The organism is Actinacidiphila glaucinigra (genome assembly GCF_900188405.1).
Taxonomy (GTDB): domain Bacteria; phylum Actinomycetota; class Actinomycetes; order Streptomycetales; family Streptomycetaceae; genus Actinacidiphila; species Actinacidiphila glaucinigra.
Window position 1 is genome coordinate 32,563 of sequence record NZ_FZOF01000042.1, and the last position, 20,194, is coordinate 52,756.

The window sequence follows — 20,194 nt, forward strand, 5'->3', positions numbered from 1 at the left end:
CCGGCGCTTCCCTCACTCGCCGTAGGCCGCGAGGGCCTGGGCGGCGGCGTCGCGGGCGCTGCCGGAGAGGTCGGCCGGGGACACGATGCGCCCGTCACGGCCGAGCCGCAGCGCGAGACGGCGCAGCGAGCCCGGGTCGGGGGTGCGCAGGGTGATCCGGAGCCCGCCGTCGGGGAGTTCCTCGGCGAGGTCGTGCGGGTAGTACTCGGCGACCCAGCGGCCACCGGGGCCGACCTCGATCACGACCTCCGGGTCGTCGCCGGCCGGCTGCACCAGCCCCTGCGACAGGTCGCGCGGCTCGATGCGCGGCGGGTCGCTGGGCGTGTCCAGCAGACGGATCTCGGCGACCCGGTCGAGGCGGAAGGTGCGCCGGTCCTCCGACAGGTAGCACCAGCCCTCGAAGTAGGTGTGGCCGACCGCGAACAGGCGGATCGGGTCGACCTCGCGCTCGGTGAGTTCGTCCCGGGACGGCGAGTAGTAGCGGATCCACAGGCGCCGGCGCTCGGCGATGGCACGGTCGACGTCGGCGAAGACACTGCCCTCGGACTCGAAGGTGACCGACAGCCGGGAGGACGCGCCGGCGGCCTCGCCCGCCGCGCCCTCGATCTTGGCGGTGGCCCGCAGCAGCGCCTGCCGGTCGCTCTCGCGCAGTCCGGGCAGGTTGGCGACGGCGCGGGCGGCGACCAGCAGCGCGGCGGCCTCGTCGGCGGCCAGCCGCAGCGGCTGCGCGACGTCGTCCACGTTGTGCCACCAGATCCGCTCGCCGTCGGTGTCGATGTCGAGCAGGTCGCCGCCCCGGAAACTCGTGCCGCACAGCGGCAGCACGTTCAGGTCGCCGATCAGCTCGGCCTCGGTGACCCCGAACGCCCGGGCCACGTCGCTCACGCGGGCGCCGGGGCGCTCACGCAGATAGGTGACCAGGGACAGCATCCGGCGCGTCTGGTCGATCGCGTTGGCCATCTCTCCGTACTCCTCCGCTCAGCCCTTGGCGACGGCGCGCAGCCGGTCCACGACATCGGCCCGCAACTCGTCGGGCCCCAGTACGACCACGTCCGGGCCGAACTCCACCAGCCAGGCGTCCAGTCCGTGCCCGTACGGGATCTCCAGCTCGTCCCAGTCGGCGTCGACCGGGATCGTCTCCACCGCGCGGGCCCGCAACGGGTACCCGGAGTCGCGGCGCAGCCGGATCCTGGCGGTCGCGGTCGCGCCCTCGCCGGCCCAGCTGGCGACGGCGGCGCGGACGTCGACGTGGTCGGGCACCTCGGTGGTGAAGGCGCCGCCTCGGGTGCGGACCCGGCCGGTGATCCGGGAGAGCCGGAAGACGCGCACGGCCGTCCGGTCGCGGTCCCAGCCGGCCAGGTACCAGTGGCCGCGCCAGCACTCCAGCGCCCACGGCTCGACCTGGCGGGGCTCGGGGCGCACGGCGTTGGCCTTGCGGTAGTCGAAGGCGACGGGGCGGCGCTCGCGGGTGGCGACCATCAGGGGCTCGAACGCCGGCTCGGGGGTGGGGATGCGGGGCTCCAGGGCACTGTGCCCGGACTGCTCCCGTACGCCCTCGTCGCCGTCGCCCTCGTCGTGGAAGGGGACGCCCGCGGCGCGCAGCTTCTGCAGAGCACCGCTGGCCGCCTCGGCGAAGCGCGCCTGCTGCCAGACCTTGGCGGCCAGGCTCAGCGCGGCGGCCTCCTCGGCGTCCAGGGCGATCTCGGGGAGCCGGTTGCGGTCGCGGCGGGCGAGGTAGCCGATCTCGCCGTCGAGGCTCTCCACCGTCTCGATGACCATGCCGAGCTCGCGCAGGTCGTCCTTGTCCCGCTCGAACATGCGGTTGAACGCCTCGTCGGAGCCGATCTCGTGGTACGCCTCGATGGACGCCCGCAGCTCCCGCTTGCTGACCGGGCGCCGGGTGTTCATCAGGCACAGCGCCAGGTTCATCAGCCGCTCGGCCTTGGCAATCGCCACTCGACGCAACCTTCTTCCTTCTTCAGCTCTCCTTCGAGACCCTATCGCGACCGGGCCGCGCGCCTGAAGCGAAGGCCGGTTCCGGTGACCGCCCCCGCCGGTGCGGCCGCGTCCCCCGCACGACGGAGCCCCCGCCGGGCCGGCGATGCCGGTCGGCGGGGGCTCCGGAGCGTGGTCCTGCCGGACGTGCCGGTCAGACGGACAGCAGGTCCACCACGAAGATCAGCGTCTCGCCGGCCTTGATGAGCGGGCTCGGGCTCTGGTTGCCGTAGGCGAGGTGCGCGGGGATGGTCAGCTCACGGCGGCCGCCGACCTTCATGCCCTGCACGCCCTGGTCCCAGCCCTTGATGACCCGGCCGCCACCCAGCGGGAAGGTGAAGGGCGAGTTGCGGTTCCAGCTGGCGTCGAACTCCTCGCCGGTGCTGAAGGCGACACCGACGTAGTGGACGGTGACGTTCTGACCCGCCTTCGCCTCGGCGCCCTCGCCCTCCCAGATGTCCCTGATCACCAGTTCGGCCGGCGGCTCGCCGCCGGGGAAGTCGATCTCGGGCTTCTCGATGCTCACGTACGTGCTCCTAAAGAGGTGCGGACAACCTGCCTAGTCTTACATCACCGCGAGGATGTCGAGGCTGAACACCAGCGTGGACTTGGCCGGGATGCCCGGCTGCGCCTTGTCGCCGTAGCCGAGGTCCGGCGGCACCACGAGCATCACGCGGCTGCCGACCTTCTTGCCCGCGAGACCCTCCTGCCAGCCCTTGATCAGCTGCTGCAGCGGGAACTGGGCCAACTGGCCGTTCTTGTAGCTGGAGTCGAACTCCTTGCCGCCGTCCCACACCACGCCCTTGTACTGCAGTAGCAGGGTGTCGGTGGGCTTGACGGGGCGGCCGTCGCCCTCCAGCACGTAGTTGGCGACCAGCTTGGTCGGCGCGGCCGTCTTGGGCACCTCGATGGAGGGCGCCTTGCCGTCGGTGTTGGTGCCGACCTTGGGCAGCTTGGCGTCGTTCTGCGCGACGGCCTTGCCCTTCGCGGAGCTCTTGCCGTTGAAGGTGTCCACCACGTCGACGACGAACACCAGCGTGTCGGTGCCCTTGATGCCGGCGTCCGGCTGGCCCTGCTCGCCGTAGCCCAGGTTCGGGGGGATCGCCAGCTCGACCCGGTCGCCGACCTTCTTGCCCACCAGGGCCTTGTCCCAGCCCGGGATGACCCGGCCGACACCGATCGGGAAGATGGCCGGCGCGCCCCGGTCCCAGGAGTTGTCGAAGACCTTGGCCGTGTCCCAGATCTGCCCGAGGTAGTTCGCCTGGAGGTAGTCGCCCTGGGCGACGGTGGTGCCGCTGCCCTGGATCACCGTCTTGACGGCCAGGTCCTTGCTCGGCGCGCCGGGGCCCTTGGCGACCGTCGGCTTCTCGCCGAACTTCGTGCCGGCGGTGATGTCCGGCAGCGGACCCTCCACGATCTTCACCGGCGCGGACGAGGACGCGGGACCCGATGGGCTGGCGCTGGCCGCCGGCTTGCCGGACTTGTCGTCACCGCAGCCTGCGAGGGTGAGCAGTCCGGCAGGGACGGCGAGGAGAAGAGAGCGTCGGCGCACGGGGATCCCCATCAGGTCGATCTTGCGTTGTCTGGCGTGCGCGCCACTCTACGACGTGGGCGGGGCCCCGTACGAACACGTACGGGGCCCCGGGTCGTCCACGCCACCGCCGCTACATGCCGGCGATGAGCTTCTCCACCCGGTCGTCCACCGACCGGAAGGGGTCCTTGCACAGCACGGTGCGCTGCGCCTGGTCGTTGAGCTTCAGGTGCACCCAGTCGACCGTGAAGTCGCGCCGCTGCTCCTGCGCGCGGCGGATGAAATCGCCGCGCAGCCGCGCCCGCGTCGTCTGCGGGGGCACGGACTTGGCCTCGAAGATCTTCAGGTCGTTGCAGATCCGCTTGGCCTGGCCGCGCTTCTCCAGCAGGTAGTACAACCCGCGGCGGCGGTGGATGTCGTGGTACGCGAGGTCTATCTGCGCGATGCGCGGGTGCGACATCGTGATGTTGTCGCGCGCCCGGTACCGCTCGATCAGGCGGTACTTCATCACCCAGTCGATCTCGGTGCCGATCTTGTCCAGGTCACCGCTGGAGATGGACTCCAGGGTCCGGCCCCACAGTTCGAGGACCTGCTCGATGACACCGCTGCGGATGCCGCGCCGGTCGCAGAAGTCCACCGCCTTGGAGTAGTACTCCTCCTGGATCTCCAGGGCCGAGGCCTCCCGGCCCGAGGCGAGGCGGACCTTGCGCTGGCCCGTTATGTCGTGCGACACCTCGCGGATCGCCCGGATCGGGTTCTCCAGCGTCAGGTCCCGCATCACGGTGCCCGCCTCGATCATGCGCAGCACCAGGTCGGTCGCGCCGACCTTCAGCAGCATGGTCGTCTCGGACATGTTGGAATCGCCCACGATGACGTGCAGCCGCCGATAGCGCTCGGCGTCCGCGTGCGGCTCGTCCCGGGTGTTGATGATGGGCCGGGAACGGGTGGTGGCGGAGCTGACGCCCTCCCAGATGTGCTCCGCGCGCTGGCTGACGCAGTAGACCGCGCCACGCGGGGTCTGCAGCACCTTGCCCGCGCCGCACAGCAACTGCCGGGTCACCAGGAAGGGGATCAGGATGTCCGCGAGACGGGAGAACTCGCCGTGCCGGGCGACGAGGTAGTTCTCGTGGCACCCGTAGGAGTTCCCCGCGGAGTCGGTGTTGTTCTTGAAGAGGTAGACGTCACCCGCGATGCCCTCCTCGTGCAGACGCCGTTCGGCGTCCACCAGGAGGCCCTCGAGGATGCGCTCCCCCGCCTTGTCGTGGGTGACGAGTTCCGTCACGTCGTCGCACTCGGGAGTGGCGTACTCCGGGTGCGAACCCACGTCGAGGTAGAGACGGGCGCCATTGCGAAGGAAGACGTTGCTGCTGCGACCCCATGACACGACACGGCGGAAGAGGTACCGCGCCACCTCGTCCGGGGACAGACGCCGCTGTCCCCTGAACGTGCACGTGACGCCGTACTCGTTCTCCAGCCCGAAAATGCGGCGGTCCATGAAGAGACCTTACGCCTGATGCGTGGACCTCAAACCGGGTTCGACCACGGCGATTCGATCTTTTTCCGTCCCGGTTGCCGGCTCGGGGGGCATGAGGTATCGCCCACTGGCCAGGAGCACGGCCAGCGCCACCACCCCGCCGGCCCCCGCCACACCGAAGGCCGCCGCCGCCCCGCCGTACTGCGCGGCCGGTCCCGCGACCGCCGTACCGAGCGCCGCGCCCACCCCGAACGTGGTGACGATCCATGAGAACGCCTCCGTCACCGTGCCCACCGGCGCGTGCCGGTCGACCACCACGAACGCGCAGGCCAGCGAGGGCGCCAGGAACAGGCCCGCCAGCACCGCCAGACCGGACATCAACGGGACACCCGGCACCAGCGCCAGCGGCAGATACCCCGCGGCCAGCCCCGCCATCAGCAGCCGCAGCCGCCGCTCAGGGACCCCCGCCCACTGCCGCGCCCCGTAGAACACCCCGCCCGCCAGCGCCCCGGCGCCGATCCCCGACAGCACATAGCTGGAGACCATCCCGCCCCCGTGCCCGTCGGCGTACGCCACCGCCGCTACCGCGATCGAGCCCAGCGCCAGCCCCACGAAGAAGAACGAACCGACCAGCGCCCGCAGACCCGGCGCGCGCAGCGGCCCCAGCCAGTCCGGGGTGCGCGGCTGCGTCCGCCACTCCCGCGACGGCGGCGAGGTCACCACGCTCAGCGCCCCCGCCACACCGACCGCCGCGATCCACAGCAGCGCCGCCGTCTCCGAGAACGCCGCCACCAGCAGCGTCACCAGCAGCGGCCCGACCGCGAACATGACCTCCTGAGCGGCCGCGTCCAGCGCATACGCGGCGTGGATTCGGTCCTCCCGCCTCAGCACGCCCGGCCACAGCGCCCGCAGCCCGCCCTCCAGGGGCGGGGTGAAGAAACCCGCCACGAGCATCGCGGCGTACGCCAGGGGCAGCGGACGGGGCCCGGAGAGCGCGAAGACGGCCATGCCCGCGGCCGAGGCCACCGCCGCCGGGAACATCACCCGCGGCTGCCCCAGCCGGTCCACCGCCCGGCCCAGCAGCGGCTGTCCCACGGCGTTGGCCAGGCCGTAGACGGCCGACAGCGCCCCCGCGAGGGCGAAGTCGCCGCCCTGCGCCCGCGTGAGCAGCACGATGCCCAGGGCCGCCGTCGCGTTCGGCAGCCGGCCGACCAGCGTGCCGGTCAGCAGCCGCACCGCGTGCCGGGCCCGCAACAGGTCCGCGTAACCGGTCCCCATGCCCGCCCCTTCGGAGGTTGTACGTATAACGTCGTGGGTCATACGTACCATGAGCCCAGTCCACCGGTCCAGCCGCACGACCGTGTGCCGACTCCCCCCGACCAACCCGAGAGAGGCCCCACGGTGACCGACACAGCGCGCCCGACCTCACGCGACGTCGCACGCGCCGCCGGCGTCTCCCAGGCCACCGTCTCCCTCGTCCTCGGCGACAAATGGCGCGGCCGCGTCTCCGAACGCACCGCCGACACCGTCCGCACCGCCGCCCGCGACCTCGGCTACCGGCCCAACCTCGCCGCCCGCAACCTCCGCCTCGGCCGCACCCGCACCGCGCTCCTGGTCGTGCCCACCATCACCAACGAGTACTTCGCCCGCGTCTACACCGGCGCCGCCCGCGTAGCCGACGACCACGGCTTCGGCGTCGTCCTCTACCCCTCACCCGAAGGCGTGGGCCCCGCCCGCGACCCCTTCGGCTCCGCCCGCGCGGCCCTCGACGGCGTCATCGCCTCCTCCATGGCCGCCGACGCCCTCGCCGCCATCGGCGACGGCGGACTCCCCCTCGTCATGCTCGACGCCGACCCCGCGGCACCAGGCCCCGCCGCCACCGTCAACCTCGCCATCGCCGACGGCATGCGGCAGATCACCCGGCACGTCCTCGGGCTCGGCCACCACCCCGGCGACATCGCCCACCTCGCCGCCGACATCGACACCTGGACCTTCCACGAACGCGCCCAGGCCCTCGCCGACACCCTCGGCACCACCCCGCCCACCGAACGCTCCCCCCTCGCCTACCAGGACGCCCGCCGGGCCACCGAACGCCTCCTCGCCCGCCCCGGCCCACCCCCCACCGCCCTGATCTGCGACGACGACGTCCTCGCCGTCGGCGCCTGCAAGGCACTGCGCGGCCACGGACTCCGTGTCCCCGACGACGTCTCCGTCACCGGCTACGACGACTCCGCCCTCGCCACCGCCGTCGAACCCGAACTCACCACCGTCGCCCTCCCCGCCGACGCCGTCGGCGCCCAGGGCATGACCGCGCTCCTCGACACCCTCGCCGACCACCCGGCCACCGGCACCGAACTCCCCGTCCGGCTCGTCGTCCGCGGCTCCACGGCCCCACCACGCCACCCCTGAAACGGCCGACGCCCCGGCCGCCGAAAGGCGACCGGGGCGTCGGAAACGGGCCCGAACCCGTCACACGTCCTCGTCGAGCTCCGGAAGATCGTCGTCCCCGTCGGCCGGAGCGGCGGACGGAGCGGGCTTCTCCGCCTTCTCCGCCGACGGCGCCGCCCCCTCCCCCTCCAGCAACCGCGACAACTGCCGGCCCAGGATCCGCTTGAACTTGCGCTGCTGCGGCCGCGTACGGTCCAGCACCGCGACCTCCAGCTGCTCCGCCGTCAGCTGCCGGTCACTGCCGTTGCTGTCCCGGCTCAGCGACTCCACCGCCAGCTTCAGCGCCTCCGCCAGCGTCATACCGTCACGGTGCCGCTGATCCAGGTAACTGCCGATCTGGTCGGAGTTGCCGCCGACCGCCACCGCACCGTGCTCGTCCACGATCGAACCGTCGTGCGGCAGCCGGTAGATCTGGTCCTCCGAGGAGTCCGCACCCACCTCCGCGACGATCAGCTCCACCTCGTAGGGCTTCTCCCCCACGCTCGAGAAGATCGTGCCCAGCGTCTGCGCGTACACGTTCGCCAGACCACGCGCGGTCACGTCGTCCCGGTCATAGGTGTAACCCCGCAGATCGGCGTAACGCACCCCGCCGATCCGCAGGTTCTCGAACTCGTTGTACTTGCCCACCGCCGCGAACGCGATCCGGTCGTAGATCTCGCTGACCTTGTGCAGGGCGCGGGACGGGTTCTCGGCGATGAAGACGATGCCGTCGGTGTACTGCAGCACGACGACGCTGCGCCCGCGCGCGATGCCCTTGCGGGCGAACTCGGCACGGTCGGCCATGGCCTGCTGGGGTGAGACATAGAACGGCGTCGACACCGGCTATCCGTCCCTTTCTGTCAGTAGCGAGTGCATCTCGGGCGACCAGGTCAGAGCAGCTCGGCCCGCGGGCCGTCCGGCAGCTCCAGCCGCCGCTCGTGGACGGCCCGGACGATCTCCGACGACTCGGCCTCGGTCAGCTTGCGGAAGCCCTCGTCGGTGATGACCGTGACGATCGGATAGATCCGCCGCCCCAGATCCGGGCCACCGGTCGCCGAGTCGTCGTCCGCCGCGTCGTACAGCGCCTGGACCACCAGCGTCGTCGCCTGCGACTCCGTGAGATCGGGCTTGTACAGCTTCTTCATCGAACCCCGCGCGAACACCGAGCCCGAACCCGTCGCCGCGAAGCCGTGCTCCTCGGAACGGCCGCCCGTGACGTCGTAGGAGAAGATCCGCCCCTTCTCCCGGTCCGTGTCGTAGCCGGCGAACAGCGGAACCACCGCCAGCCCCTGCAGCGCCATCCCCAGGTTCCCCCGGATCATGGTCGACAGACGGTTGGCCTTGCCCTCCAGCGAGAGCGTGGCGCCCTCGATCTTCTCGTAGTGCTCCAGCTCCAGCTGGAACAGCTTGACCATCTCCACCGCCAGGCCCGCCGTGCCCGCGATGCCGACCGCCGAGTACTCGTCGGCCGGGAACACCTTCTCGATGTCCCGCTGCGCGATGACGTTGCCCATCGTGGCCCGCCGGTCACCGGCGAGCACCACGCCGCCGGGGAAGGCCGCCGCCACGATCGTCGTCCCGTGCGGCAGCTCGACGGCCCCCTTCACGGCGGGCAGGGTGCGATTGCCCGGGAGCATGTCCGGCTGGTGCGCCCCCAGGAAGTCCACGAACGAGGACGAGCCAGGCGTCAGGAAGGCAGCTGGTAGACGCCCGGTGCTACGAGTGTTGGCTTCCACACGTTTCCTTCCACGTAATCCGCTGCGCGGCGCAGCAGTTCTGGGTTGTCCTTAAACTGCCCCAGACCGCCGTTGCAGTTGAAGCAGAGCACTGATCGCACCTTACCCGTGAGGTGATCGTGATCCACATGCTGAGGGCCGGGAGTTAGGCAGATCGGACAGATGCCGAACTGCTCCTTGATCTTTGCTTCGACTTCTTCGGCCCCGAGGCCGTACCGGCGCTTCAGGTGGTAGTGGCGGCTCCCACCGTGCAGCCGGTCCCTGGACTCCCGGGATCTCGCGTTCTGACAGGGTTTGCAGTAGCTGGCGAAGCCGGACTTCGCGCTCCGGTTGCGGGGGAATGCCACGAGCGGCAGAACCTGCTCACAGTCCGGGCAACGCCGGTACCCCTCGGGCAGGGATTCTCGCGACCCACGGGAGGGGCGCATCGTACGCCCCTCCCGTTCTGCGCGCCGCCGCGCCGACTCCGCGTTGCGCCGGCCCGCGCACGGTCTGCAGTAGAACGCCAGTCCGTCGGGCGAGGACTTGGACCGCCAGAATTCCGATGCCGCTTTCACCTGGCCGCAGTCGCGGCACCGCTTTTCCGGCGCATCCAAGTTGATCTACTCTCCGCCCTTCTGTACGAACGAACGTACGAAATCCTCCGCGTTCTCCTCGAGGACGTCATCGATCTCGTCCAGCACGGAGTCCACGTCGTCCGACAGCTTCTCCTGCCGCTCCTTGAGGTCGGAGGCGGCCTGCGCGTCCTGCGCGGTCTCCTCGACCTCCTCGGTCGAACGCGTGGCCTTCTGCTGCCCGCCGCCGGTGTCCTTGGTAGCCATGTGTCCCTCACCCCGCTCGGTGTCCATGTCCTACAAGATCAGACCCTACAAGGAGGGTCTGACTTCGGCCCCCGGTATTGCCCAACGTCCGGGGGCCACCCCGATGATTCCCGGTTCGGACGGATTTCAGCCCTGCTCAGCCCCCCGAGAGGATCCGCACCAGCTCCTCGGCCGTGCGGCAGCGGTCCAGCAGCTCCTTGACGTGGTTGCGGGTGCCCCGCAGCGGCTCCAGCGTGGGGACGCGCTGCAGGGAGTCCCGGCCGGGGAGGTCGAAGATCACGGAGTCCCAGGAGGCCGCCGCGACGTCGTCCGCGTACTGCTCCAGGCAGCGGCCGCGGAAGTAGGCGCGGGTGTCCTCCGGGGGCTTGCTGATGGCCCGTGACACCTCCTCCTCGGTCACCAGCCGCTGGATGCGGCCACGGGCCTCCAGGCGGTTGTAGAGGCCCTTCTCGGGGCGTACGTCCGCGTACTGCAGGTCGACGAGGTGGAGGCGGGCGGCGTCCCAGTCCAGGGAGTCGCGGCGCCGGTAGCCCTCGAGGAGCTCGCGCTTGGCGATCCAGTCGAGTTCGCCGGCGAGGCTCATGGGGTCGCCCTCGAGGCGGTTGAGCACGTCCTCCCAGCGTCCGAGGACGTCCTTGGTCTGGTCGTCGGCGTCGGTGCCGAAGCGGTCCTCGACGTACTTGCGGGCCAGCTCGCAGTACTCCATCTGGAGCTGGACGGCGGTCAGCGTCCGGCCGCTGCGCAGCGTGATGAGCCGTCGCAGCGTGGGGTCGTGGCTGACCTGGTGGAGGGTGCGTACGGGCTGGTCGACGGCGAGGTCGACGTTGATGAAGCCGTCCTCGATCATCGACAGCACGAGGGCGGTGGTGCCGAGCTTGAGGTAGGTGGAGATCTCGGACAGGTTCGCGTCGCCGATGATCACGTGCAGCCGGCGGTACTTCTCGGCGTCGGCGTGCGGCTCGTCGCGGGTGTTGATGATGGGCCGCTTGAGGGTGGTCTCGAGTCCGACCTCGACCTCGAAGTAGTCGGCGCGCTGGCTGATCTGGAAGCCGTGCTCGTGGCCGTCCTGGCCGATTCCGACGCGGCCGGCGCCGGTGACGACCTGGCGGCAGACGAAGAAGGGCGTGAGGTGGCGCACGATGTCCGAGAAGGGGGTCTCCCGCTTCATCAGGTAGTTCTCGTGGGTGCCGTAGGACGCGCCCTTGTTGTCGGTGTTGTTCTTGTACAGGTGGATCGGCTGGGCGCCGGGGAGCTGGGCGGCGCGCTCGGCGGCCTCGGCCATGATGCGCTCGCCGGCCTTGTCCCACAGGACGGCGTCGCGGGGGTTGGTGACCTCCGGGGCGCTGTACTCGGGGTGGGCGTGGTCGACGTAGAGCCGGGCTCCGTTGGTGAGGATGACATTGGCCAGGCCGATGTCCTCGTCGGTGAGCTGGCTGGTGTCCGCGGCCTCGCGGGCGAGGTCGAAGCCGCGGGCGTCCCGCAGTGGGTTCTCCTCCTCGAAGTCCCAGCGGGCGCGGCGCGCCCGGTGCATCGCCGCCGCGTAGGCGTTGACCACCTGGGACGAGGTGAGCATGGCATTGGCGTTCGGGTGGCCCGGGACGGAGATCCCGTACTCCGTCTCGATGCCCATTACTCGCCGTACGGTCATGCGGCCCTCCTTGCCCGGCTGCGGCCCGTGCTGGGCCGGTCGCTCAAGTACCGCTTCGCGACCGGCCCTCGTGCGGTACCGCTGAGCCTAGAACGCGATGGCGGTGGTGGGGAGATCATTACGCGCTTTCCTGGGTGATGCCGGGTGAAATGCTCCGGCTGCGGGTGCCCCTGCGTGGGCACCCGCAGCCGGAGGGTGGTCGCGTGTTACAGGTATTGACCCGTGTTGGCGACGGTGTCGATGGAGCGACCGGTGTCGGCACCCTGCTTTCCGGTGACGAGGGTGCGGATGAACACGATCCGCTCGCCCTTCTTGCCGGAGATGCGGGCCCAGTCGTCCGGGTTGGTGGTGTTGGGCAGGTCCTCGTTCTCCTTGAACTCGTCCACGCACGCGGCGAGCAGGTGGGAGACGCGCAGACCGCGCTGGTTGTGGTCGAGGAAGGCCTTGATCGCCATCTTCTTGGCCCGGTCCACGATGTTCTGGATCATGGCGCCGGAGTTGAAGTCCTTGAAGTAGAGGACTTCCTTGTCACCGTTGGCGTAGGTGACCTCCAGGAAGCGGTTCTCCTCGGACTCGGAGTACATGCGCTCGACCACGGACTGGATCATGGCCTCGACGGTGGCCCCGGGCGACCCGCCGTGCTCGGAGAGGTCCTCGCCGTGCAGCGGGAGGGTCGTCACCAGGTACTTGGAGAAGATGTCCTTGGCCGCCTCGGCGTCCGGCCGCTCGATCTTGATCTTCACGTCCAGGCGGCCGGGCCGCAGGATCGCGGGGTCGATCATGTCCTCGCGGTTGGAGGCGCCGATGACGATGACGTTCTCCAGGCCCTCGACGCCGTCGATCTCGGCGAGCAGCTGGGGGACGATGGTGTTCTCCACGTCCGAGCTGACGCCGGAGCCGCGGGTCCGGAAGAGGGACTCCATCTCGTCGAAGAAGACGATGACGGGGGTGCCCTCGCTGGCCTTCTCGCGGGCGCGCTGGAAGACCAGGCGGATCTGCCGCTCGGTCTCGCCGACGTACTTGTTGAGCAGCTCGGGGCCCTTGATGTTCAGGAAGTAGCTCTTGCCCTGGGGCTGCCCGGTGACCTCGGCGACCTTCTTCGCAAGGGAGTTGGCGACGGCCTTGGCGATGAGTGTCTTGCCGCAGCCGGGGGGGCCGTAGAGGAGCACGCCCTTGGGCGGGCGGAGCTCGTACTCCTTGAACAGCTCGGCGTGCAGGTAGGGCAGTTCGACGGCGTCGCGGATCTGCTCGATCTGGTTGCTGAGGCCGCCGATCTGGCGGTAGTCGATGTCGGGGACCTCTTCGAGGACGAGTTCCTCGACCTCGCTCTTGGGGACCCGTTCGTAGACGTATCCGGAGCGCGGTTCGAGCAGCAGCGCGTCGCCGGCGCGGAGGGTGCCGTCCAGCAGCGGCTCGGCAAGCCGCACCACCCGCTCCTCGTCCGTGTGCCCGATGACCAGGGCCCGCTCGCCGTCCTCGAGGATCTCCTTGAGGGTGACGATGTCTCCGATGCGCTCGAACTCCATGGCCTCGACCACGTTGAGCGCCTCGTTGAGCATGATTTCCTGGCCGCGCCGGAGGTCGTCCAGCTCGACGGACGGGCTGACGTTCACGCGCAGCTTGCGGCCGCCGGTGAAGATGTCGGCCGTTCCGTCCTCGTTCGCCTGCAGGAACACACCGAATCCGGCAGGGGGCTGTGCGAGCCGGTCCACTTCCTCCTTGAGGGCCACGATCTGGTCGCGGGCCTCGCGGAGGGTGTTCGCCAGCCGCTCGTTCTGAGCGGACACGCCTGCCAGGTTGGTCTGCAGCTCGACGATCCGCTCCTCGAGAATCCTCGTGTGCCGCGGAGAGTCGGCGAGCTTACGTCGCAGGACGGCGATCTCCTGCTCAAGAAAGGCGACCTGGCTCATGGGGTCTTCCGATCCACGAGCGGGTCGGCCGCCACGGTTGATGTCGTCGTCGTGGGCCGCCACGGTCCTCACCTCCTCCAAGGGGAGCTGGACGCTTCCAGACCCTACCTGGGCCAGTAGGGGTTGAAACCCCTAGATCACAAAGACGTCCTGGGTGTGTCCGATCTTCACCCTTGCGCACGTCCTCCCGCCAGGGAGATACCCAGCCATCACCATCCGAAAGCGGCCGGTTGTATCGTCGGTTCGGTCAACGCCCGTCAAGGGCTGTCCCTTCCCGAACGATGAACGGCAGGCGAGGTACCGGTGAGCAACGAAGTCGTCGAGGCGCTTGAGGTCTGGATCGATCAGGACCTGTGCACCGGGGACGGCATCTGTGTGCAGTACGCGCCCGAGGTCTTCGAGCTGGACATCGACGGACTCGCCTATGTGAAGGGCGACGACGCCGAACTCCGTCAGGCACCCGGGGCGACCGTCCCGGTTCCCCTGCCGCTGTTGACCGATGTGGTGGATTCGGCCAGGGACTGCCCTGGCGACTGTATTCACGTGCGTCGGGTTTCGGACAGTGTAGAGCTGTACGGACCCGACGCGGAGTGATCTGTCACACGCCGTTCGCGAGCGGTCCGGGGATCTCGTAGTAGGTGCCGGACCGCCATTCCCAGCTGTAGTCGCGCTGCTGGTCCGGGCAGCATCGGGGGACGTCGTCGGTGGAGTAGCCGAGGACGGTGGCCCGTACGGTACGGCCGTCGATCCGCAGCCCCTTGAAGCTGCGCTGCTCCTTGGGGTCGACGAGCGTCTCGACGATGCGGGGGTCGGCTCCGGCGGCCGGATCGGCCGACAGCACGTACAGGCCACTGGGCGGGGTGCCGGTCTCGGAGTGGCAGCGGGCGACGGCGACGGTCTCGGGGCGGCCGTCCCCGTCGAGGTCCGCCGAGGCCCTGTCCACGACGTCCACGGGGGCGCCGGCGCATTCGAGGGGGAAGTGCGCGGCGTCGGGGTCCGGGGGCGCGACGGCGGCGGGCGCGGGCTCGGCGGCCTTGGCGTCGGCGGCGGGCCTGCCCGTGGAGGCGCCGGCGGGCTGCACGAGTGCGGCGCTGCCTATGACGGCGGCGATCACCGCGGCGGTCGTGATCCAGTGCACCGAGCGGGCTCGGGTGTGCGGGAGGGCCGGCCCTGCGGATGGCTGCACGCGCCTGTCTCCTGTGGAGTTGGTCGAGCGGGGTGGCCAGCATCGTGCCACAGGTCACAGTCAGTTGGTACGACCGGGGCCCGTGTTTCGGGAGATGTCCGCGGGGTGCGACGAAGCGCCGCCGCCGGGGTGTCCGGCGACGGCGCTTCGGGGTCGGGTGGTTACGCTCCGCCGGTGGCCGGCTTGCCGCCGCCCGGGCCGGTGTAGTCCTCGCCGTACGCGCCGGGCGCGGGGCGCCTGCGCCGCAGGGGGGCCTCCACGCCGTCGGCGAGACGGCGGGCGGTGAGCAGGAATCCGGTGTGCCCGATCATGCGGTGGTCGGGGCGCACGGCCAGGCCCTCGATGTGCCAGGTGCGGACCATCGTCTCCCAGGCGGACGGCTCGTTGAACGTGCCGTGCTCGCGGATCGCCTCGACGGTGCGGGCGAGCTGGGTGGTGGTGGCCACGTAGGCGCAGAGGATGCCGCCGGGCACCAGCGCCTTGGAGACGGCCTCCAGGCACTCCCAGGGGGCGAGCATGTCGAGGATGACCCGGTCGACCTCCGTGTCGCTGAGGTTGTCCTGCAGGTCCCCGACGGTGAGCTGCCACGCGGGGTGCGGGCCGCCGAAGTACCGTTCGACGTTCTGGGTGGCGATCTCGGCGAAGTCGGCGCGGCGCTCGTAGGAGTGCAGCATCCCCTGGTCACCGACGGCGCGCAGCAGGAACATGCTGAGCGAGCCGGAGCCGACGCCTGCCTCCACGACGCGTGCGCCGGGGAAGATGTCGGCCATCGACAGGATCTGCCCCGCGTCCTTGGGGTAGACCACGGCGGCGCCGCGGGGCATGGACAGGACGTAGTCGGGGAGCAGGGGGCGCAGCGCGAGGTAGGCGACGTTTCCCGTGGTTCGGACAACACTGCCCTCGGGGGCGCCGATCAGCTCGTCGTGGGGGAAGGAACCCTTGTGGGTGTGGAAGTTCTTCCCGGCCTCGAGCGTGAACGTGTAGTGGCGTCCCTTGGGATCGGTGAGCTGGACCTGGTCCCCGACCTTGAAGGGCCCGCGTCGGCGGGCGGCACCGGTCGGTTCGGACATGCGGACAAGCCTACCGGTGTTTTTTCAAGGCTCGGTTCGCCTCCGGGGCGCCACTCCCCCTTCAAGGGCTCGGTTCGCCTCCGGGGCGCCCTCTGCACCTGTCGACGGTCGACCATGCTCGGCTCCTCGTCCCTCGGAGCCTGCGCGTGCTCTCCCTTTCGACAGGCGCGCGCCCCTTCGGCTCACTCGCCGGGGCATGCATGCGCGCCGTCCGGCCCCACCGCGCCGAGGCAGCCGCCCCTGCGTCTTGCTCCGGTGCAGCACGTGGGAGGGCTTCCTCGGCGAGTGAGCCGAAGGGGCGCGGACGGTGTCGAACGGGTGGGGGCACCGCCCGGCGGTAGCCGGGGGAGCGCGGCGGTCGCGAGGAACGAGCGACCGAGCACGGTCGACCGTCGACACCCTTGAGCGACCCGGAGGCGAACCGAGCCTCTAAGAAGGTCTGGCCATGGCGGCGAGGAAGGCCTTCTCGACGTCGGCGGTGGACAGGACGCCGTAGACCTCGCCGGAGTTCTCGACGACGAGGTACTCCGTGGCGGGGGTGGCGCGCAGGGTGTCCAGGAGGTCCTCGCCGGCGAGTTCCGCGGAGAGCTTCATGCCGGGCTTGAGGTCCTGGGCGAGGCCGGAGACGGCGACCCAGGGGCGGCGGTGCTCGGGGACGCCGACGATGGCGGCCTCGCGGACGAGGGCGGTGGGGGTGCCCTGGCCGTCGACGACGACGAGGGCGCGGGCGCCGGCCTCGTTGGCGCGGCGCAGGGCCTCGGACAGCGGGGTGTCGGAGGAGACGGGGAGGGCGCGCCGGGTGAGCGTGCGGGCCTGGAGTTCGGGCAGGTGCTCGCGCAGCCGCGCCATGCGCAGGCTGTTGCCGGCGCCGGTCCAGATGATGGCGGCGAGGATGGCCGCGAGCAGGGCGTCGGTGAGGGAGTCGAAGCCGGTGGCGCCGTCGCCGCCGTCGCTCATGCCGCCGGCGTACGACAGCAGGGGCAGGCCGACGAGGACGGCGATGGCCAGGGCCCGGCCGGTCCAGGCGGCGGCGACGGTGCCGGTCATGGCCTTGCCGCTGATCTTCCAGATGACGGCGCGGAGCATCCGGCCGCCGTCGAGCGGGAGGCCGGGCAGGAGGTTGAAGACGGCCACGAGCAGGTTGCTGATCATGAGTCCGGCGAGCAGGACGCCGGGGACGGTGTCGGGGTCGACGCCGTACATGCCGAGGTAGAAGACCCCGGCGAGGACGAGCGAGAGCAGGGGGCCGACGAAGGCGAGGACGAATTCGCGCCCGGGGGTCTCGGACTCCTTCTCGATCTCGGAGACGCCGCCGAAGAACTGCAGCTGGATGCGGCGCACGGGCAGCTCGAAGCGGAGGGCGGCCACGGTGTGGGCGAGTTCGTGGACGAGCACGGAGGCGTAGAAGGCGACCGCGAAGAAGAGCGAGACGAGGTAGCGGGCGCCGCCGAGCTCGGGCAGGACGCGGTCGAGCTGCCCGCCGAACACCCAGGTGATGAGGGCGGCGACGAGGAACCAGCTGGGCGCGACGTAGACGGGCACGCCGAAGAAGCGGCCCATGAGGATGCCGCCGCCGGGTCCCGGGGGTCGTTTGGCGGGCCCGTCGTCGGGTCCGGGAGTCCTCTCGCCGCCCGGCGGCGGCTGCTGGCTCTCGCTCACTGGTTCCCCTCGTGTCGCTGACGCTCCGACGTCGATGGTATTGCCCGGTTGCGGGGACCCGACACCGGCTGTCGGCGCCACCCCGTAGGGTCCTGCCATGGGCACCAGCACCGAAGCCGTTCCTCCGAGGCCGCCGTCCTCCCTGTCGCCGTCGCGCGCGGCCGACTTCATGCGCTGCCCGCTGCTGTACCGGCTGCGGGTGATCGACAAGCTGCCGGAGAAGCCGAGCCAGGCCGCGACGCGGGGCACGGTGGTGCACGCGGTGCTGGAGCGCCTCTTCGACGTGCCGGCGGTGGAGCGGACGGCGGACCGGGCGCGGGCGATGGTGCCGGGGCAGTGGCAGCGGCTGCTGGAGGAGCGCCCGGAGCTGTCGGAGCTGTTCGCCGCGGAGGACGGTCAGGGCCTGGCGCAGTGGCTGGAGGAGGCGGCCCGGCTGGTCGAGCGGTGGTTCTCGCTGGAGGATCCGACGCGGCTGGAGCCGGCCGAGCGTGAGCTGTACGTGGAGACGGAGCTGGAGTCGGGGCTGACGCTGCGCGGTTACATCGACCGTCTGGACGTCGCGGCGGCCTCGGGTGACCTGCGGGTGGTGGACTACAAGACCGGCAAGGCGCCGCGACCGGAGTACGCGGACGAGGCGCTGTTCCAGATGAAGTTCTACGCGTTGGTGCTGTGGCGGCTGCGGGGGGTGGTGCCGCGCCGGCTGCAGTTGGTCTACCTGGGCAGCGGCGAGGTGCTGACGTACGACCCGTCGGAGGCCGAGCTGCGGGCGGTGGGCCGGAAGCTGGAGGCACTGTGGGAGGCGATCAGGCGGGCCACGGAGTCGGGTGACTGGCGGCCGCGGCCGAGCCGGCTGTGCGACTGGTGCGACCACCAGGCGGTGTGCCCCTCGTTCGGGGGGACTCCCCCACCGTATCCGCTGCCCGTCGTGGGGAAGAATGGGGAGTCCTGAGGGCGAAGGAGATCTTGTGGCTATTCGCGTCCTGTTGGTGGACGACCAGCCGCTGCTGCGCACGGGCTTCCGGATGATCCTGGAGGCCGAGGGCGACCTGGCGGTGGTCGGCGAGGCGGGGGACGGCCAGCAGGCCCTGGAGCAGGTGCGGGCGCTGCAGCCCGATGTGGTGCTGATGGACATCCGCATGCCGCGGATGGACGGGGTGGAGGCGACCCGGCAGATCACCGGGCCGGGCCGGGACGGTCCGGCGAAGGTGCTGGTGCTGACCACGTTCGATCTCGACGAGTACGTGGTGGAGGCGCTGCGCGCGGGCGCGAGCGGCTTCCTGCTGAAGGACGCCCCGGCGCACGAGCTGGTGCAGGCGATCCGGGTGGTCGCGGCGGGTGAGGCGATGCTCGCGCCGAGCATCACGCGGCGGCTGCTGGACAAGTACGCGGGGCGGCTGCCGTCGGGCGAGGAGCCGGTGCCGCAGGCGCTGCACACCCTCACCGACCGGGAGGTCGAGGTGCTGAAGCTGGTGGCGCGGGGCATGTCGAACGCGGAGATCGCCGCCGAGCTGTTCGTGAGCGAGACGACGGTGAAGACCCATGTGGGTCATGTGCTGACGAAGCTGGCGCTGCGCGACCGGGTGCAGGCGGCGGTGTACGCGTACGAGAGCGGACTGGTGCGCCCCGGGGCGCAGTAGCGTCCCCGGGGCGTGTGTCGCGTCGTCGCGGGGCCGGCCGGCCCCGGGAGTCCTAGGAGGTCGGGACGCCCTTCTGGATCTCCCAGAAGCGGAAGACGGTGGAGGGGTCGAGGGTCCACTCCAGGCCGTTGATGTTGTCCCTGGACACGACGTACTGCTTGCCCTGCCACAGCGGGATGATCGGCACGTCGTCGGCGACCGCGTTCTGCAGGTCCTCGAAGTCGGTGGAGGTGGCGGCGCGGCCGGCCTCGGCGGCGGTGCGCGGGAGGAGTTCGTCGGTGATCTTCTTGTTGACGTAGTTGTTGCCCAGGACGTTGCCGTCGCCGAAGAACGGGGCGGTGAAGTTGTCCGGGTCCGGGTAGTCCGGGACCCAGCCGCGTACGTAGACCGCATACTTGCCGGCCTCGATGTCCTTGGCGTACTGGTCGGCGTCGGTGGTCTTGACGTCCACGTCGAACAGGCCGCTGTCGTTGAGCTGCTTGGCGATCGCCTTCAGCTCGGCCACCGTGCCCGGGCCGAAACGCACCGGCGTCGCCCACAGCGTGAAGGAGACCTTGTCGGTGATCCCGGCCTGCGACAGCGCGGCCTGCGCCCCGGCCTTGTCCCCGCCCTCGCCGTAGCGGTCGAAGAACGCGGTGTTGTGACCGGTGATGCCCGCCGGCACGATCGAGTACAGCGGGCTCGCGGTGCGCTGGTAGACGTCGCGGATGAACGCCTTGCGGTCGATCAGATAGGCCACCGCGCGACGCACGGCCTTGTTGCCCACCACCGGATCCTCGACGTTGAACACCAGGTGCTGGACCTCGGCGCCGGTGCCCTCCACGACCTGGATCCCGGTGTCGCCGGCTATCGAACTGCTCTGCAGCGAGGCGATGTCGGCCGAGTCAAGACCACGGTAGGCCAGGTCCACCGACCCGTCCTCGACCGCCTTCTTCAGCGTCGGCTCGTCACCGAAGAACTTCATCGTCATACCGGAATTGAGGATCTCCGCCGACCCCTGGTAGTCCCCGTTGACCGAGAACACCGCTTCCTTGCCGGCCTCGTAGGAGTCCAGCTTGTACGGGCCGGAACCCGTCGCCTTGCTGTCGTCGCGCAGCTTG

General features: G+C 70.6%; 20 protein-coding genes. 4 read left to right on the top strand and 16 right to left on the bottom strand.

Going from position 1 to position 20,194, the window contains the following annotated elements; all coding sequences use genetic code 11:
• Nucleotides 1–12 precede the first annotated feature (12 nt).
• The 6 genes from CHF15_RS40960 to CHF15_RS40985 form a co-directional block, all read right to left on the bottom strand.
• On the bottom strand, nt 13–960 hold the full coding sequence (locus CHF15_RS40960) for a helix-turn-helix transcriptional regulator (protein ID WP_089229036.1): 948 nt from the start codon (nt 958–960) through the stop codon (nt 13–15).
• Nucleotides 961–978: 18 nt separating this feature from the next.
• Nucleotides 979–1,956: a helix-turn-helix transcriptional regulator gene (locus CHF15_RS40965; protein ID WP_089229037.1), complete on the bottom strand. Its 978-nt coding sequence runs from the start codon at nt 1,954–1,956 to the stop codon at nt 979–981.
• A gap of 193 nt (nt 1,957–2,149) precedes the next feature.
• The gene (locus CHF15_RS40970) at nt 2,150–2,521 is read right to left on the bottom strand and encodes an FKBP-type peptidyl-prolyl cis-trans isomerase (protein WP_018564341.1); all 372 of its coding nucleotides are present in this window, start codon (nt 2,519–2,521) and stop codon (nt 2,150–2,152) included.
• 39 nt (nt 2,522–2,560) lie between these two features.
• Nucleotides 2,561–3,547 carry an FKBP-type peptidyl-prolyl cis-trans isomerase gene (locus tag CHF15_RS40975; RefSeq protein ID WP_179280210.1) on the bottom strand — a complete coding sequence of 329 codons (987 nt, stop codon included), beginning with the start codon at nt 3,545–3,547 and terminating at the stop codon, nt 2,561–2,563.
• 112 nt (nt 3,548–3,659) lie between these two features.
• Entirely contained in the window at nt 3,660–5,021 is a 1,362-nt protein-coding gene (gene pafA / locus CHF15_RS40980; RefSeq protein ID WP_018564343.1) for a Pup--protein ligase, read from the bottom strand.
• A gap of 9 nt (nt 5,022–5,030) precedes the next feature.
• Nucleotides 5,031–6,278, bottom strand: coding sequence for an MFS transporter (locus tag CHF15_RS40985; protein WP_089229039.1), 1,248 nt, complete (start codon nt 6,276–6,278; stop codon nt 5,031–5,033).
• A 123-nt stretch (nt 6,279–6,401) separates the two neighbouring features.
• Here CHF15_RS40985 and CHF15_RS40990 point away from each other — a divergent pair, with 123 nt between their 5' ends.
• A complete protein-coding gene (locus CHF15_RS40990; protein WP_089229040.1) occupies nt 6,402–7,409 on the top strand; it encodes a LacI family DNA-binding transcriptional regulator in 1,008 nt (335 codons plus the stop codon).
• Between the two features lie 60 nt (nt 7,410–7,469).
• Here the strand turns inward: CHF15_RS40990 and prcA are convergent, their stop codons facing one another.
• From prcA to arc, 6 genes are all read right to left on the bottom strand, one after another.
• Complete coding sequence (prcA, locus tag CHF15_RS40995) at nt 7,470–8,267, bottom strand: proteasome subunit alpha (RefSeq protein ID WP_089229041.1); 798 nt, start codon at nt 8,265–8,267, stop codon at nt 7,470–7,472.
• A gap of 50 nt (nt 8,268–8,317) precedes the next feature.
• On the bottom strand, nt 8,318–9,163 hold the full coding sequence (gene prcB, locus CHF15_RS41000) for a proteasome subunit beta (protein WP_089229042.1): 846 nt from the start codon (nt 9,161–9,163) through the stop codon (nt 8,318–8,320).
• A complete protein-coding gene (locus CHF15_RS46250) occupies nt 9,115–9,510 on the bottom strand; it encodes an endonuclease VII domain-containing protein (protein ID WP_245939330.1) in 396 nt (131 codons plus the stop codon). Before CHF15_RS46250 ends, prcB begins: the two co-directional genes overlap by 49 nt.
• Before the next feature lie 255 nt (nt 9,511–9,765).
• Nucleotides 9,766–9,984, bottom strand: a complete 219-nt coding sequence (locus CHF15_RS41010; RefSeq protein ID WP_089229052.1) for a ubiquitin-like protein Pup — start codon at nt 9,982–9,984, stop codon at nt 9,766–9,768.
• A gap of 136 nt (nt 9,985–10,120) precedes the next feature.
• Nucleotides 10,121–11,632 (bottom strand): depupylase/deamidase Dop, encoded by a 1,512-nt coding sequence (gene dop, locus CHF15_RS41015; protein WP_375820090.1) that lies wholly within the window; start codon nt 11,630–11,632, stop codon nt 10,121–10,123.
• A gap of 206 nt (nt 11,633–11,838) precedes the next feature.
• Nucleotides 11,839–13,605 (bottom strand): proteasome ATPase, encoded by a 1,767-nt coding sequence (arc, locus tag CHF15_RS41020; RefSeq protein ID WP_089229045.1) that lies wholly within the window; start codon nt 13,603–13,605, stop codon nt 11,839–11,841.
• A gap of 240 nt (nt 13,606–13,845) precedes the next feature.
• On the opposite strand from arc, the gene CHF15_RS41030 reads away from it, so the two are divergent.
• Nucleotides 13,846–14,136, top strand: coding sequence for a ferredoxin (locus CHF15_RS41030; protein WP_089229046.1), 291 nt, complete (start codon nt 13,846–13,848; stop codon nt 14,134–14,136).
• Between the two features lie 4 nt (nt 14,137–14,140).
• On the opposite strand, the gene CHF15_RS41035 is transcribed toward CHF15_RS41030, so the two are convergent.
• The 3 genes from CHF15_RS41035 to CHF15_RS41045 all read right to left on the bottom strand — a co-directional run bounded on the left by CHF15_RS41035 (nt 14,141) and on the right by CHF15_RS41045 (nt 17,457).
• Nucleotides 14,141–14,728, bottom strand: a complete 588-nt coding sequence (locus CHF15_RS41035; protein WP_089229047.1) for a hypothetical protein — start codon at nt 14,726–14,728, stop codon at nt 14,141–14,143.
• Nucleotides 14,729–14,889: 161 nt separating this feature from the next.
• On the bottom strand, nt 14,890–15,798 hold the full coding sequence (locus tag CHF15_RS41040; RefSeq protein ID WP_089229048.1) for a tRNA (adenine-N1)-methyltransferase: 909 nt from the start codon (nt 15,796–15,798) through the stop codon (nt 14,890–14,892).
• A gap of 429 nt (nt 15,799–16,227) precedes the next feature.
• Nucleotides 16,228–17,457 (bottom strand): site-2 protease family protein, encoded by a 1,230-nt coding sequence (locus CHF15_RS41045; RefSeq protein ID WP_179280209.1) that lies wholly within the window; start codon nt 17,455–17,457, stop codon nt 16,228–16,230.
• Between the two features lie 97 nt (nt 17,458–17,554).
• On the opposite strand from CHF15_RS41045, the gene CHF15_RS41050 reads away from it, so the two are divergent.
• Together CHF15_RS41050 and CHF15_RS41055 are read left to right on the top strand one after the other, a co-directional pair.
• The gene (locus CHF15_RS41050) at nt 17,555–18,406 is read left to right on the top strand and encodes a RecB family exonuclease (RefSeq protein ID WP_089229053.1); all 852 of its coding nucleotides are present in this window, start codon (nt 17,555–17,557) and stop codon (nt 18,404–18,406) included.
• 16 nt (nt 18,407–18,422) lie between these two features.
• Nucleotides 18,423–19,094, top strand: a complete 672-nt coding sequence (locus CHF15_RS41055) for a response regulator (protein ID WP_089229049.1) — start codon at nt 18,423–18,425, stop codon at nt 19,092–19,094.
• A gap of 52 nt (nt 19,095–19,146) precedes the next feature.
• Here CHF15_RS41055 and CHF15_RS41060 read toward each other — a convergent pair.
• Nucleotides 19,147–20,194 (bottom strand): ABC transporter substrate-binding protein (locus CHF15_RS41060; protein ID WP_245939331.1); only part of this gene is annotated, 1,048 nt, incomplete at its 5' end.